We start from the raw sequence: 15,740 nt of genomic DNA on the forward strand, positions 1-15,740 counted from the left end.
GTTGATATGATAGGAAACCGCGGCCCTGGTATTAGAAATACAGAAGTTTTAGTCACTGGGGTTAACACCTCCGGTTGGTGGATAGTTAATTATACCATCAAGGTCAATCAACGTTACCCCGAGTTACTGAATTTCACAATAATCCAGGATGATCCTTTGAGATATGGGAGTGACCACAAGTCGTTTTTAAAATATGGTTTTGATGCAATATATATCGGTGAGGCTACAGAGGATACTGATTACCATAAACCTTCAGATACCCTTAAGAATATGGATGTTTCATATACCAAAGAAGTGACCCGACTTGTTTTAGCTACTGTTGCTGAGATGGCTTGGAATGTTGAATACGAATAATCAGTGGTTCTTATTAAGGTTAAAAACTCTCTCTCCCTTTTTCTTCTAGTTTTTTGGTTAAGTTTTATAAAAGAAAAAACAATTATAAGCTAATATTTGTTTTTGTTTATAGAAGATTAGGCGAATAACTTTTTTGTATCAGGTGGAACTGTTAACAGACTTATTATTATCACGAATAATAGTGATATAAAAAATGCTGGGAGCATACCAGGTACTATCAGCTCAGTAGGCATAGAAGAAGAAATGCCGAACTTGTCCCAGATTATCACCGTGGCTGTACCTGAGATCATACCAGCTATCGCTCCCCATTTAGTAGTACGCCTCCACCAGAGCGATAATATAATCAGGGGGCCGAAGGAGGCTGCTAAACCACCCCATGCAAAAGCTACAAGGAAATATATGACTCCTCCCTGTAGAGCAAGCAAAAAAGCTATTATTGATAGTAATACAACAGATATCCTGCTGAGAAGAACTAGTTTTTTCTGGTTTACCTCAGGATTTATAAGCTTATGATATACGTCTTCAACAATCGCTGATGTTGCCACAAGAAGCTGTGAATCAGCAGTTGACATAATAGCAGCTGTTATAGCAGCTATAGCTATACCTGCCGCCCACTCTGGGAGTAGGTTCATGACTAGAAGAGGCATTACTTTTTCTGGATCCGGCAGTTCTTTGAACATAGCAAGACCTATGATCCCTATTAGTACTGCTCCCCAGAGACTGATAATAACCCAAGTCATACCTATTAGTGTGCTGTTCCAGATTTTTTTCTCATCTTTTATAGCCATATATCTTGTTATGATGTGTGGTTGCCCAGGGTAACCAAAGAACCATGACATACTAACAAAAGCAAACAATAGGAATATCAGGCCGCTATATCCAAATCCTGGTGATATCGTGTTTATATTTATTTGTCCTATTTCTGTAAAAATTGTGTCTAATCCACCTAGTTTTATGATACCTACTATTGGTAGGATAAGCAGGATTCCTACCATAAGCATTCCTTGAAATACATCGGTCCATGCAACTGCAACAAAACCCCCCATCAATGTATAAAATGTTATAATTGCAAATCCTAAAATTAGTGCAGAATTGTAGTCCCACCCAAAGGTTTCGCTAAGTATTTTTCCACTTGCTACCATCTGTACTGACACATAAGCTACCATGAAAATGGTGATTATGGTGGTAGCAATACCTCTTATAACGTGCGTATCATCTTTAAATCTGTCCTCCAAGAAATCCGGTATGGTAAGCGCGTGTAATTTATGTGTAAACCTTCTAAGCCTTTTTGCTATTATACTCCAGTTGAAAAGGGTACCTAATGAGGCCCCTATCGCAGTCCAGAACGCTGCTATTCCATACATAAACCCTCTGCCTGGTAACCCCATCACTAGCCATCCACTCATATCTGATGCTTCAGCGCTTATAGCAACCGGCCAACTCCCTAATTTCCTCCCCGCTATCAAGAAATCATCAAGGGTTTTATTGAATTTTGAGGACCATATGCCTATCAGCACAAGAATGATTAGATACACTATGAACGCCAGGATTATTATGCTCATCTTGTCCTCCGTTTATACCAATATAGATAAAATGTTGTAGCAATTATCACAAAGAACACTGGTAGCACCAAAAACAACCAGGTTTCAACAGGTATCTTTATTTCTTTTACCGCGGGCATAGGTTGTTCAAATGTTTGAGCATCAAAACAATATATTTTTCCATTTGTAGACCCAACATATATTCTTCCATCACATGCCACTGGTGAAGACACGATAGGTTTTGTAACATAGTTATATATCCCCTCTATATGATAATCAGGAGCCACACTCCATTCCAAACCCCCGTCTTCTGCGTTTACCGCATAGAATCTACCGTCACTAGATCCAAAGAATACAAAACCTCCATAAACCGTTGGAGATGACTTTATACCACCATCTGTTGAGAAAAACCATCTCAACGTCCCATCATCCACATCAAGTGCATACATATTATTGTCTTCAGAGCCAACATAAATCATATCTTTATATATAACTGGAGAAGAATCAATACCCCACCCAGCAGTAAACCTCCATTTTAGTTTTCCTGTTTTAGCATCTAATGCATATAGATTGTTATCCCAAGACCCAAAATAAACAAAGTCGTTAGATATAAGTGGCGATGAACAAATCGCCTGTCCTGTTTTATATTTCCATTTTACTTCCCCATTTTTTGTATCAATGGCATAGAGATATCCATCATTTGAACCAACATACAAAACATTTTTGTTTATCACTGGTGAGGAGTATATCTCTCCTTTTGTCTCAAATTTCCATTTTAAGTCACCATTTTCTGAGTTTAAGGCATAAACATTATTGTCATGGGAGCTACAATATACAACTCCCTCTAAGAAAGCAGACTTTGATGAAACTGTACCAATATCCTCCCTCGCCCATATAATATCCCCTGAATTTTTATCTAACGCATACAAACCATCGCTAGATCCTATATACACAGTGTTGTCAAATATAATAGGAGATGATGTACTACTACAACCTATGTTTTTCTCCCATAGTTGTCTGCCAGTTTTTCCATCTAACGCGAATATTTCTCCATTCCAGGATGTAGCATATAATATATTATCAGATATAGCTGGGGAGGAGTAAACCGCGTTTCCAAGTTCATTCCCTTTGGTTTCATACTTCCATAAAATACTACTTTTTTTCCTTTCATTGCTTGTTTTTTTCTGATCCGTAGTATAGTATTTGTTAGGTGATGATAACGCATAAAGTTGCACCCATCCGCAGGCAGGCATATCTGTATAACCTGGTTTTACCTTTTTAAACGGGTGCTCACTAGCTATAAAATCTGTACCATCTGGTTTACCCATAAAAGCCCAGAAACCAAAATCATTCACCAGCTGAGAATCTGTTATCTTACAATCCATAGATCCACTGTGAATCGGAGATGTAGTCATAATTTTCTTTGCAACATCAACATCTATTTTACCGTAATATTCATCTCTTAGTTCCTCGAACTTTATGTCTCTATCACTTGGCACAAATTTTCTACTAACTACTCTTCCAATGACTCCTAGCCCAAAGATCGATGTAAGCTCCCACCTCACCCGGTCATTTTTAACATTATTACAAGACCAGATAAAACCGTTTTTTGTCCTATTTAACCCATAATTATGTAACGCTAACTCTAACGATGCAATCTCTCCTGTCTTAGTATCTCCCATCAACCAATCATTTGCATAAAGGCCATTATTTTTTTTCAAAAGATAACTTATCATTTCATCAATACTATCGGAATATTGTATAGCTTTACGAGATCGAACAACAACAGGGTCTCCTACTTTACTCCAAGGCCCCATTTTGAGACTGGTTCCCATTAATATCATTCCCGCATTATTCTGGTTGAAATCTTCATCGCTCCAAATAAGACCAGGAGAAGTAGTCATAAGAATTCTGTAGCCATCACTTGGTTGGATATCAAGTATCACATTAAAACGCTCTGCGGTATAGAGATGCCACCAAATTCCATCAAAAGCAAACGAAAAAGTAGAATGTGATGCAACAATTCTTCCATCTGCAGTTGCATCACCAGTTGCTATAAAAGCACTACAATGATCTGCATATTCTGTATAAGAAGAAAAACCAGCTTTTAAAAAATTTGAGAGCAACAATTTAACCCTCGATCTAAATGGGTGAATAAAAAGACTCCTAGTTCGAGTTAGCATTTCATACATCTCATTCAACGTTAAGATATCTTTGTAATTCACAGCAGCCCCGTCAACCACGCCGCCTCTATCAGCTACTCCATCAGCTATTCCTTTTATCTCCTGCTTATATTCCTCAGGGTATTTATTCCAAAAAAGCTGCATAGCAGTTCTTTTATGTATCTTCCACGACCATTTCTCCGGAAACAATCTACTCCACCGTTGTATAATATCAACAATTTCAGCAGATGCAAGATAACCATATTGATAGCCCCTTTCGTATGGTTCTCCTTCGATATGAAGATAAATCCATCCTTGTATGTTATAACGATAACCGCCTTTGTAATATTCAGAACCTATGGTTTTAAATTCGTCATGTACCCCCTCTGCTAAATAGTTACTTAGAAACACCTGCAACAATACGATAACTAACAGCATCATACAATATATTTTTTTCATATAGGCTACACAAATATATCTATTTACATTATATATATAAATTATCATTTAAATAATAATAAAAAATTGATGAAAAAAGAAGAATAAACGATTGTTTTATCTGCAGATATTACACCTAATCGCTTTCAGACCACATAATATTCCCAATCGCAGTTAATAAAATCAGTGAAGAGGTTGAGGAGGTATACCATATGGTAAAACCGGTTGAACATCCGGTGTTCTCCAATAGTGAAGATTCTCTATGTTCTCAAGAAGATATAGTAGTACTGGTAAAGATGCTTTCATCCAATGTACAAGTTGGTCATGTTTCCCTATTTTATACCAAGGCTCATAATCCTGTGACAGAAGTTCATAGAGGAAAGATGGTACACGAAATTCCTTAAAACACCAATCCATCACATTACCACTGCTAGTGCCTTTTTCACCTCGATATGTTTCATACTCTGTGTTCTCTTCAACCCAGTCTTTCACGGTGTTAAACACATTTTTTTCCCTCTGTGACAATTCAAAAGGTGGATTTGGGACCAGCCACGGGCTCATAACATTATGTTGTGCTGTATGACAATTAACATAGAGGGAGAAATCACCGTAGCTGAGAGATTTAATCAAATCCCTAATGGCTCTAGACTCTGGCTCTGAGAAGGGCTGTCTACCACAGTTAGTAAAAACACCTAAAAAAGGTATTTTTAAATAAGGAATATTTATCCGACCGAAGAGTTTACCGATGCGAACAACACGCCCTTTTAATTTACCAAAATCTACATCAAAATTCCTGTTTAAATCTATACCATTATAATTCCATCTGGTATTTTGTTGTCTACCATCGGGATTAAACAAAGGAACAATGTAGACCTCAGTAGTATTCAATATGCGAGTAACTGTTGAGTTTTTACCAAAATTAATAAGAAGATACTCAGCTAGATAAAGACAGATTTCACCAGCTTCCCATTCGTTGCCGTGGATGCAACCATCTATAAGACATGAATATTTTTTACCATTGATGTTTTCATTTGTTATTTTAATGCACCAGATCTCTCTACCTTGAACACTCTTACCTATTGAATATAGGTATGTCAAATCAGGGAAATCTTCATTAAACTCATTTAGTTTTTTCTCGGTGGCATAATAGTCATGATACTGCCCATCGTTCCAATTGGGCAGTATAGCCAAATGATCTAATGGGGATTTGGGTGTCAAGGCCTCTGGTGCTTTTGACTCTTTTTGTTCCAAACAACCAGCAAAAAGTATTACAAGCAAAATACAAGTGACGAATAGTATTTCTAAATTAGCTAACCTGCAGTGATTCATTTTTTGCTAACCTACCACTATTATTTTATTAGTTTTATTATATATATAGTTTGTTATCTTATTATCTAATTTTTCCTCTTAGTATCTTTTTCAACATATCTTGATATAGCCTTTTTTACTGTTTGTTTTATTAGATGAATGCTAATCAACTGTCCTAATTTTTCTTTAATTTTCTAGACTTATGTGTGCCTAAATCCTGTGGTTTAACTTTCGTCCAAAATTTATGGCCTAAGCATCTTATCCCTCAGATGATCTACGGCAGGTATCATTATGCTGATACTTGTTGGCAAAAAATCTATTAACATCTTTCGAGCGGAAATCTATAGCATTTATGTCATAGATGAATCGCATAGATATTTGTTGTTAAAATTCCATTAGTATTTTCTTTCGCTCGAGGGTAAAGCCATGCAATTTTATTGCGTGTAACGGCTGCTATTGCACTCAAATTTTATAATTAAAATAATCTTAATTATATTTTAATTAGTGTGTGATAAGATATAATAAGCGAAAAATATATCAAACGATTGGTGTTAACTCGATTCACGGTATTAACAGTTTATGTCTAGCAAAATCTTTTTAAATTAACAATAGCTAATCAATTTTTAGAGGGAGGTAAGAAAAATATGAGGAAAAATGTGTTTTTAGTTGTAGGAATCCTAATTGTTAGTGGATTCGCGGCTAGTAACGTATCAAGTTTTACAAATACGCAGACAACAAACGATTTTGAAAAAATGTTTTCAATAGATGATTTATCAGCAAGAATACATTTTTATGCAATGCATCCAGAGTTTAGCAATTTACAAAAAGTAGATCAGTTTAACCAAAACCCGTTTAATGGCAGGGATTACCCAATAGGTACAATAATATGGCAATATTATATCACAGGTGGTTCTGATAATAGTGTAAAAGCCATTGCTCCTATTGAGGATATTAATGCCGATGGTAAAATAGATGTTATTGTTTGTTCAGAAGACTATAATGTTAGATGTTTTTCTGGAGGAGCAATTGGCACTGGATCTGTTATTTGGACCCGATATATTTATTCAGGTAGTCTTAACTATCAAAATGAACTAGCTATTATTCCTGATATTAACAGTGATGGTTATGATGATATAATAGTTGGTACACCATGGGGTTCTCGTTCAATTATAGCAATTTCAGGTTTAAATGGTAATATAATCTGGACGCATGATACACATGAATATGGTGGTGGCGGTTGGGTTTACCAAGTTGATTGCAGATATGATTATAATAATGATGGAGTAATTGATGTACTTGCAGCAACAGGTGATGATTCAACAGATACCGGCCCAAAAAGAGTTTATTGTTTAAATGGATTAAATGGTAACTCAATATGGGAATGTCCTCTTGGTGGACCTGGTTTTTCTGTAATTGGTGTACAAGATTTCACAGGTGATGGTAAACCAGATGTTATAGCAGGATCCTCAAATGAGGCAGAAACTATAGGTTATGTAAAAGGTATCAGTGGTGCAAATGGTGCACTGCTTTGGTCATTTACAGCAGCAGGATCCTCTGTATGGGCTTTAGAGCAAACAGATGATATCAATGGTGATGGAATAAAAGACGTAATTGCTGGTGATTTCAGTGGACATATTTATGGTTTAAATGCAGCAAATGGGGCTCAGCTATACAGCACTTCAATTGGTTCAGTAATTATTCAAAGATTTGCTAAATTAGTAGATATAAATAGTGATGGTCATCCAGATTTTGTTCCAGAACATAGTACATATCATACAACCCAAGCAATTGATGGTCAAACTGGTGGTATAATCTGGAATCGTGATGTCGCAGATCAACCATGGAGAGCAGCAAGAATACCAGATATAAGTGGTGACAACAAAGATGATGTTTTAGTTGGAACAATGTACAATAACAATTATTGTTATTTCCTCAATGGTGTTGATGGTACAGATTTAGTAACACCAATTGCATATGGTGAGGCAATTGATGGATTAAATGCAATTCCTGATGTTGTAAATGATGGTTCCTGGGAGATGGTTGCTGGTGGGAGAAATGGGAAATTAACATGTTTTTCAGGAGGACTTGATGCTGGGAATAGTCCACCAACAAAACCTGTGATAAATGGACCAAGTAATGGAATTGTTGGGGTAACCTATGAGTTTTCCTTTGTATCAACCGATCCTGAAAATGAAGATATTTACTATTTTGTTGACTGGGGTGATGGTAGTAACACTGGTTGGTTTGGACCATTTGAATCAGGTGTTCCAGTAACAAAAAGTCACAGCTGGCTTTCAACAGGTAATTATTACATTAAAGCAAAAGCAAAAGATGAAAAAGGTGCAGAAAGTGGCTGGTCAAATACATATCCTTTTATCGTAACTGAAAACCAACCTCCAAATACACCAGAAATATCAGGACCAACAAGTGGGAAACCAGGAGTAGAACTAACATATACAGTTATGACAACAGATCCTAACAATGATGATGTATACTACTACATTGACTGGGGAGACAACTCAAACACAGGGTGGATAGGACCAAATGCATCAGGAGGAACAGTGACAGTTAAACATACGTTTACAAAGAAAGGAACATACACGATTAACTACAGAGCGAAAGACATCTATGGTCTACAAAGCGGTTGGGGTACACTGAAAGTAACCGTACCGAGAACAAAGGTACCACTCATAAATAGATTACTGGATAGATTCCCAAACCTGTTCCCAATACTTCGACACTTATTAGGGCTATAAAAGACCTGAACAAAACTTAAAAAAACTCTCTCTTTCTTTTTATCCAGATTTTTTTTCATCAAATTTTTTCTTCCAAATAAAACTAACAACATAAGTAAAAACAATACTGAATACAAGTAACAAAACTGGTGTAACCACATTCTGCAAAAGCTGAAAGTTAACAATAAATAAAACACCGAAAGAAACAAGCATAACACCAGACAAAAGCTTCAAAACACGACCATGCCACTCACTAAGCTTAAGGCGACCAAGAGTAAAAACAAAAATAAGAACAATGACAATCAACGGAATCACATAAACAACGTTATAGAAAAATATGTACAAATAAGAATCAAACATAGACAGGTTATACAACCTAAGCTGATTTGTAAAAACAAGGGGAAAACCAGATGTGCAGAGAAGCTCATAAAAATTAACGGTGGCAGCAAGAACAATTGTACCAAAAATAACAGCAGTGATCTCAAGGTTTTTAACAAGGTCTCTCATACGTTTAAACAAACCAGGTTTTTTCTCATCAGGTATACTCAGAGAAACACCTTTTTTAAAAAAGAAGAAATCCTTTATATTAACAATGCCAAGAACAACCACTATACAACCTAAAATAATTGTTAAAACATCAATAAAACCACCAACTACAAAGAGAACATTATATAAAACAAACATAAACAGGTAATACCAAAAACCAGAAAAAAATATGAAAACACCACCAACAAGAAGCATGCGTCTACGAGAACGAGCATACAACATAAGGTTCAAAAGAAAAATCAAAATAAAAAAAGCACAGGGGTTGAAACTATCAAGACAACCAAGGACAATAGTCAGAACAGGTAGAGAAAGACTAGTAACATTAACCACTATCCTATAACCAAAAAAATCAACAACCAACTCCTGACCGCGGGTCTCATTTGTAGTTGTACCATTTAGATAAGCATCAATCACCCTGCTGATATCCAAAACAGTGAAATTCTGCCTGTTAAGCACCGTGGAATTAAAACTGCTCTTAATATAGACAAAAGGAAATGAAACGCTATAGTTTCTACTAATAGCTTGGTATTCCTTATAGTTTGTAACATTATTAGCTATATCCTTCCAGTTAACAGTGATCTTGTCTTTATATTTCTCAGCTGTCTCATTTACAATCGGGAATTTTGTTTTACAGCTACCGCATTTGCTGCTATAAAAGAAATCAACAGTTACCTTATTATTATCAGCTAAAACTGATTGAGCAATGAAACTAAATAAAACAAAAAAAACTGCAAAAAACAACATTTTCTGAGAATATTTTTTTTTCATAATTTTTTCATCCAAAATGGCTAAGTTGAATAAAAAACTATTCCTTTATTTTAGGGTAGAACCAAAATTCTAAATACAACAAACAATATCCAATAAACCTGGAGTGGTTGTTTAAAAAAAGAAAATAAAATTTGGGTGGAGGAAAAATCTTTTGGAAACAACTACGACTATTGAGATACTTAGATCAACTATAGGCAACCCAGTTACTAGGAAGATTATATCAGGTTTTGGTTTCTGTGAAAAATGTGGTAAACATAGTATAGAGATAGCCTTGGAGCTCTACGTTGGTGAGAGAAAAAAAGCATGTCTTAGATGCAGGTTAGCTGAAAAAAACCTTAGCAGTGTAGTAAAAACAGGTGGCAAAGCATTTGGTGTGAACGAAGAAACACTTAAAGAACAATTTCGCCATCCATCGTGGAGAAAAGCCCTCGCCAATGTGTTAACAGGTATATCACGTTTTGGTGTACAAAAACCGTTTGTAACAGGCGCACCATTTCTAGTAGTGTGGGATGTTACTTATGCCTGTAACCTGAGATGTAAACACTGTTATGCAAATGCTGGTAAAACACTGGAGGACGAGCTAACAACAGAAGAAGCCTTGGAGACGATAGATAAACTGGATCATGCGTCTGTACCCATCATAGCATTCTCAGGTGGGGAACCACTAGTCAGAAGAGATATATTCAAATTAACCAGGTATGCACAAGAAAAAGGCATCTACGCAGCTATTGCAACCAATGCGACACTTATAACAAAACAAAAGGTTAAGGAGATGAAAAAAAACGGGGTTGGTTTCGTGCAAATAAGCCTAGACGGAGCCACGGCAGAAACCCATGACCGTTTTAGAGGAATAGATGGTGTATTCAACAAAACAATACAGGGGATAAAAAACTGTGTGGAACAAAATTTTTTTGTGAACATAGCGACAACAGCAACCAAATACAACTACCAGGAAATACCAAGGATTATAGATTTATGTGAACAACTACATGTAGAGTGGTTCATGATATACAATTTTATACCAACTGGGAGAGGACAGTTTATAGCAGAAAATGATCTCTCGCCACAAGAAAGAGAACAGCTACTAAAAACACTATGGGATAGATTAAAAAAGGGTAGTAAAGTCAATGTGTTATCAACGGCACCACAGTTCGCACGTGTGGCGTTAGAATCAGAGATAAACCAGGATGAAAAAATCATACCAACACATTTCGCAAACCCAACTTTATCAGGTAAACTAGTAAACCTAGCAGAGTTCATAGGTGGATGTGGATGCGGGAGAGTTTATTGCGCAATAAAACCAAATGGTGACATAGAACCATGTGTATTCTTCCCTTTAACTATAGGTAACATAAAAAAAGATGATTTTGGGGATCTATGGAAAAACAACCAGATCCTAAAAGAACTCCGAAACAAAGACAAACTACAGGGAAACTGTGGGCAATGCAGCTACCGCTACTACTGCGGGGGATGCAGGGCAAGGGCATACGGCTACACTGGCAATTACCTGGGACCAGACCCTGGTTGTATAAAAAACCAAATGCTAATACAACAACCACAGTGTTAATAACCAAACAAAATTGTTTTTTTTAGAAGAATGTTGGATTGGGGAGGTGGAGAGGAAGAGAGGAGGTGAAAGGATGGAAAAAAAATAATTTTTTTTTCCTCCCTCAAGTCCAACATTTCATGTTATACTTTGTTTTTTTCTTTATAAACGATTTGTTGTACAATTGTTACCAGATTTCTTTTACAACTCTTACCAAAAAAAAATTATTTTTTCACTTTTTATTATTAAATTAATTTTGCTAAACCGAGTTCATAATCATACCAATAATGTCGTAACAGTTTTAAGGAATTAAAATACGTTTGTGGAGCATAATGAAATCCTTTTACACTCTCACGATATAATTTGAATGCGGTGTTTTTTGCAAAATATGAATAAATGTTTAACCCTAGTTTACCCAAACGTTTTAGCGTTTTATTATATCTATCTAAAATATTTTTGAATCCTTTACAAAGAGTATTACACTCTATAATAATATTTTGAGTCTCATTTATACGTTCAGATAAGTCATCTTTTAATATTTCTAAATCTTGTTTGAAATTAGTCATATTTTCAAGTAATGGATAGATTAGCTCTATTATAGTAAGTGTTTTTGTTGTATTTTCTAAGTATGTATTATATAAATTAAAGTACCAAATAACCCAGTATGTTGACTCATAACCAAGAAAGTTATTTGGTACATCTGGATTAATATCTTCGATAATCTCTAATATTGCTGAAAGATTATTATTTAATTCATTAATAGATATAATAGTATCATTAATACTAATTTTAATTTCATTAAGGACATTAGCTGTGTCTGTATAATCAATTAGATTAGCAGTTTTTTCCCAGACCTCTAATATAAAAGAAATATTTCTACTATTAATTGTGTTCAAATCTGTAATTTCATTTGAAGTCAAATAGTATAAAGCGTTGCTAATTATAGTATTTCCAACATATAATCTCTTCTCATCTTGCGCCCAGCAAAGACTTTCGGGATGGGTACTAAAAATCATTACTTTTCCCTTGCCAAAATTTGATGAAATCCAACTAGCTGATCCGTTAAAATTGTCGTTGAAATTATGGAAGCGAGCAACGACATGCGCGTTTTCTCCTAAATACGCAAAGTACGGTCCTCCACCATATTTATCTGGGACAATATCATCTAGTCCAAAGGTTACTGGATGTGACTCATCTACTATCTTTGCCTCGATATGTTTTGGGGTATAATTTACAACCTGTTTGCAAATTACATCTGATAATGCAAGGATTACAAGACTATTTAAATTTGGATTATAAGCACGTCTTTTAAGATAAATAGGTAAAGATCCAATATATAGCCCACTTGAAGCACTATAGGCACCATAACAGGAACCTATGTAACCACCTCCATTGGAAACAAAACTTCTAATTGTCTTTGATATCTTAGAGTTTAGATCTTCATTGATTTGATATAAACCAGCAGATAATCCCTTATGAAATGATGAATATCCTATACAAGAACCAGCCCAAATAATTATATTATATGCTGAATTATTCAATTTATCTTTTATTTTTGTTTCAGGTACAAAGTCAAAGTTTAAAAAACCACAATTTCTTGAAACCTCTAAATAGTGTTCCTCTCCACCTGCAAAAAGACTTTGATATTGAGCAATTTTTAATTCTGATAATGGATATGCTTTAATCGTAAAAGTTTGGTTTATTAAATATATAGGTGTTTTTACTTCATTTTTACTTTCTATCTCACTACTTTGGTTATAATCATATATTATAGCTAATAGTTTCTTATCAAGTGTATCATTTCCGGTAAAAGGTACAATAAATGTCCCCTTTTCAAAAAAATTATCTATTCTATTATTAAAACAAATGTCTGTTATATTTGCTGTAAAATTACTTGCTCCCCAATATACTGGAATTTTCTCTTGTAAAAAGTCGTTTACTAAATGTCTTGTTTTACAAAATATAAGGTTTTCAATAGTTTTATTTTCATGTAAAGTAAATGGTATAATAAATCCATAACATGAAAAAGAATTATCTAAACTTTTCGAATCGACTGCATGCTGATTTATTATTACTCCTAAAAAAATAAAAACTAGAATAAGAGATTTTATTCTCTTATTTATTATGCCTCCTCTCATATAATACTATATGTCATTTATGGTCCAGTTATAAAATTTACTATATTTCTGTCAATATAGCAATTAACGATAAATCGGTACTTTAAAAAATTAGAAAATAATTTTGTTTATTGATCTAATCAAAAAGCTTTATAAACTTAAAACTCTGTGAATCAAAAAGACCTTTGTCAGTGAGTTTTAATTTTGGAATCACAGGTAATGCCATAAATGAAAGTGCCATAAAAGGTGATTTCAATTTACATCCAAGATTTTTTATTTCTTTATTCATAAATGTATATTTCTTTGCAACCCAATCATATTTTTTATCACTAATTATTCCAGCAATTGGAAGAGGAAGAACATCTTTAGTATCTGGTGATACGATACTAATTCCTCCTTTATTTTTAATAATTAAATTTATAGTTTTACAAATATCTTTGTCGTTTACACCAAGTGCTATTATATTATGTGAATCATGTGCCACGCTTGAAGCAATGGCTCCTTTTTTAAGTCCAAAATTTTTAATAAAACCTATAGAAGAGGTTTAGATTCTTTATAGCGATTTATTACTGTGATTTTTAAAATATCTCTATCAACATCAGAAACAACATTACCATTGGAAATAAGAGGTTCCTCCTTTGAAATATCTGTAATAAGTTGTCCTTCAATAGCAACAATTACGTTTAGTTTCCCTTTTTTATATTTAACCTTGAAATCACTTGGTTTTTTAGGAGTAATATTAAAATTATTTTTTATATCTGGTTTGATACTTCTAATAAGAGTTCTACCATTATTTGCTACTTCAATTCCGTTAATATATGTCTTTAATACATTAAGATCCTTAAGATTATCAACAATTATAAAATCAGCAGGATCTCCAATTCGTAGTAACCCAATATCTAAATTATAATGGTTTTTTGGATTCAAAGATGTCGCAGATAAAACATTGAAAAGATCTATTTTCTCATGTATTGCCTTTTTTACCATAAGATTAATATGCCCTTTTAAAAGATCATCAGGATGTTTATCATCTGAGCATAACATACAATTCTGCCATTGGTCATTAAGAAGGAATTTAAGTTCATCAAAATTTCTCGCCGCAGAGCCTTCCCTTATTAAAATTTTCATGCCTTTTTTTATTTTTTCACGTGTAACCCCTTAGGTAATAGTCAAAAACATGTTTCCCATAAAATAAAAAAAAATTAGTACCAAAAAAAGGAAAAGAAATATGGTCTAAGTGTATGTGCCCTTGAAGTATAGTGCAGGACCAACAGGTGCCATGAAACGTCCAACAAAGTTTCCCTCTTTAAAGCCTATGAACCCAATTATCGGCAAGGTTCTCTCGTATCCCTCAGCAGTAACTCTTCCAAGTAATATATGTCTCCTAAACACCCCTCTCATTGTTCCCACAAACGTTTGATTTTGTCCCTGTAGTGTCCATGTGCCGTCAAATCTGTAGCCGCGTAATCTTTGTTGGTAGGTACCATTAATTGTCCCAATCGCTGTCCAGTTTCCATTTACGTGGTATCCTATTGTCCCATCGAAAGTACCGTTTTGGGCTAAAAATGATGCCTGTGTTTTTTCTATTGATATCGTTGATGCTGTTGCTATTGAAACAGTAGCTAATAAAAAACATACTGCAATAATTGATAATTTCCTCATATTTTTTTTCAACCTCCCATTTATAATATTTTATAGGAAAAATTGGTTTAAAAAGTTTGCCTCTGTATTCTATACAGAAACAATACTGTTGGGTCTATTTTTGTTCTTCCTGCTCCTCTTCTTGTTTTTCCTCTTTTTTAACTGAAAAATCCATCTGTTTTATGTCACCTATCACTTTTTTTGCTAGGAACTCACGTATTTCCTCTGGTTTTGTTGTGTCTATACCAAAGTATTCTGGGAACAGTTTAGTTGTCGTAATCATCTCTGTTGACCCATATGGTTTTGAGTGTATAAGTTTCATTTCAACGAGTTCATCTACATGTTGGTACACTTTTTCTCCTATCATCCTGCGTAGGTTGGATTGTTTCACTGGCTGGTGGAATGCTATTAGTGCTAGTGTTTTTAGGACGCTGCTTTCAATCTCTGGTTTTGCAACCATTATTGATTGGTCTGTGAATTTTTTCTTCACCTGCATTGTGAACTTATTCCCCGCTTTTGCTATCTCCATAGCTGTCTCGTCTTTACGTGTGACATTGTAGTCTTGGATGAGTTCCTCTAGTGAT

The 15,740-nt window shown here is 34.7% G+C and carries 12 protein-coding genes; 3 read left to right on the forward strand and 9 right to left on the reverse strand.

What is annotated here, in order from left to right; all coding sequences use genetic code 11:
• A partial coding sequence (locus QHH19_02875; GenBank protein ID MDH7517267.1) for a M28 family peptidase occupies window positions 1–354 on the forward strand: 354 nt, incomplete at its 5' end.
• Between the two features lie 116 nt (window positions 355–470).
• Here the strand turns inward: QHH19_02875 and QHH19_02880 are convergent.
• The 3 genes from QHH19_02880 to QHH19_02890 all read right to left on the reverse strand — a co-directional run bounded on the left by QHH19_02880 (window position 471) and on the right by QHH19_02890 (window position 5,824).
• On the reverse strand, window positions 471–1,916 hold the full coding sequence (locus tag QHH19_02880) for a sodium/proline symporter (GenBank protein MDH7517268.1): 1,446 nt from the start codon (window positions 1,914–1,916) through the stop codon (window positions 471–473).
• Complete coding sequence (locus QHH19_02885; GenBank protein ID MDH7517269.1) at window positions 1,913–4,516, reverse strand: C45 family autoproteolytic acyltransferase/hydrolase; 2,604 nt, start codon at window positions 4,514–4,516, stop codon at window positions 1,913–1,915. The genes QHH19_02880 and QHH19_02885 overlap by 4 nt, the downstream gene beginning before the upstream one ends.
• A gap of 162 nt (window positions 4,517–4,678) precedes the next feature.
• Window positions 4,679–5,824 carry a M14 family zinc carboxypeptidase gene (locus tag QHH19_02890; protein MDH7517270.1) on the reverse strand — a complete coding sequence of 382 codons (1,146 nt, stop codon included), beginning with the start codon at window positions 5,822–5,824 and terminating at the stop codon, window positions 4,679–4,681.
• A 623-nt stretch (window positions 5,825–6,447) separates the two neighbouring features.
• Here QHH19_02890 and QHH19_02895 point away from each other — a divergent pair.
• Window positions 6,448–8,559 carry an FG-GAP-like repeat-containing protein gene (locus QHH19_02895; protein ID MDH7517271.1) on the forward strand — a complete coding sequence of 704 codons (2,112 nt, stop codon included), beginning with the start codon at window positions 6,448–6,450 and terminating at the stop codon, window positions 8,557–8,559.
• 39 nt (window positions 8,560–8,598) lie between these two features.
• Here QHH19_02895 and QHH19_02900 read toward each other — a convergent pair whose 3' ends face one another.
• Complete coding sequence (locus tag QHH19_02900) at window positions 8,599–9,852, reverse strand: thioredoxin domain-containing protein (protein ID MDH7517272.1); 1,254 nt, start codon at window positions 9,850–9,852, stop codon at window positions 8,599–8,601.
• Between the two features lie 151 nt (window positions 9,853–10,003).
• On the opposite strand from QHH19_02900, the gene QHH19_02905 reads away from it, so the two are divergent.
• Window positions 10,004–11,419, forward strand: coding sequence for a radical SAM protein (locus QHH19_02905; GenBank protein MDH7517273.1), 1,416 nt, complete (start codon window positions 10,004–10,006; stop codon window positions 11,417–11,419).
• 224 nt (window positions 11,420–11,643) lie between these two features.
• On the opposite strand, the gene QHH19_02910 is transcribed toward QHH19_02905, so the two are convergent.
• The 5 genes from QHH19_02910 to QHH19_02930 form a co-directional block, all read right to left on the reverse strand.
• On the reverse strand, window positions 11,644–13,536 hold the full coding sequence (locus tag QHH19_02910) for a hypothetical protein (GenBank protein ID MDH7517274.1): 1,893 nt from the start codon (window positions 13,534–13,536) through the stop codon (window positions 11,644–11,646).
• A gap of 115 nt (window positions 13,537–13,651) precedes the next feature.
• Entirely contained in the window at window positions 13,652–13,999 is a 348-nt protein-coding gene (locus QHH19_02915) for an adenine deaminase C-terminal domain-containing protein (protein MDH7517275.1), read from the reverse strand.
• 47 nt (window positions 14,000–14,046) lie between these two features.
• Window positions 14,047–14,643: an amidohydrolase family protein gene (locus QHH19_02920; protein MDH7517276.1), complete on the reverse strand. Its 597-nt coding sequence runs from the start codon at window positions 14,641–14,643 to the stop codon at window positions 14,047–14,049.
• A gap of 105 nt (window positions 14,644–14,748) precedes the next feature.
• Window positions 14,749–15,177 carry a hypothetical protein gene (locus QHH19_02925; GenBank protein MDH7517277.1) on the reverse strand — a complete coding sequence of 143 codons (429 nt, stop codon included), beginning with the start codon at window positions 15,175–15,177 and terminating at the stop codon, window positions 14,749–14,751.
• Window positions 15,178–15,271: 94 nt separating this feature from the next.
• Window positions 15,272–15,740: SMC-Scp complex subunit ScpB (locus tag QHH19_02930; GenBank protein ID MDH7517278.1), on the reverse strand; the 469-nt coding region annotated here is incomplete at its 5' end.

It is taken from the genome of Candidatus Thermoplasmatota archaeon (genome assembly GCA_029907305.1).
In the GTDB taxonomy this organism is placed as follows: domain Archaea; phylum Thermoplasmatota; class E2; order DHVEG-1; family DHVEG-1; genus JARYMC01.

Bases quoted from the DNA above. Each gene is read 5' to 3' on its own strand.
- QHH19_02880 (MDH7517268.1), bottom strand. From the start codon at position 1,916: ATGAGCATAATAATCCTGGCGTTCATAGTGTATCTAATCATTCTTGTG.
- QHH19_02885 (MDH7517269.1), bottom strand. From the start codon at position 4,516: ATGAAAAAAATATATTGTATGATGCTGTTAGTTATCGTATTGTTGCAG.
- QHH19_02890 (MDH7517270.1), bottom strand. From the start codon at position 5,824: ATGAATCACTGCAGGTTAGCTAATTTAGAAATACTATTCGTCACTTGT.
- QHH19_02895 (MDH7517271.1), top strand. From the start codon at position 6,448: ATGAGGAAAAATGTGTTTTTAGTTGTAGGAATCCTAATTGTTAGTGGA.
- QHH19_02900 (MDH7517272.1), bottom strand. From the start codon at position 9,852: ATGAAAAAAAAATATTCTCAGAAAATGTTGTTTTTTGCAGTTTTTTTT.
- QHH19_02910 (MDH7517274.1), bottom strand. From the start codon at position 13,536: ATGAGAGGAGGCATAATAAATAAGAGAATAAAATCTCTTATTCTAGTT.
- QHH19_02920 (MDH7517276.1), bottom strand. From the start codon at position 14,643: ATGAAAATTTTAATAAGGGAAGGCTCTGCGGCGAGAAATTTTGATGAA.
- QHH19_02925 (MDH7517277.1), bottom strand. From the start codon at position 15,177: ATGAGGAAATTATCAATTATTGCAGTATGTTTTTTATTAGCTACTGTT.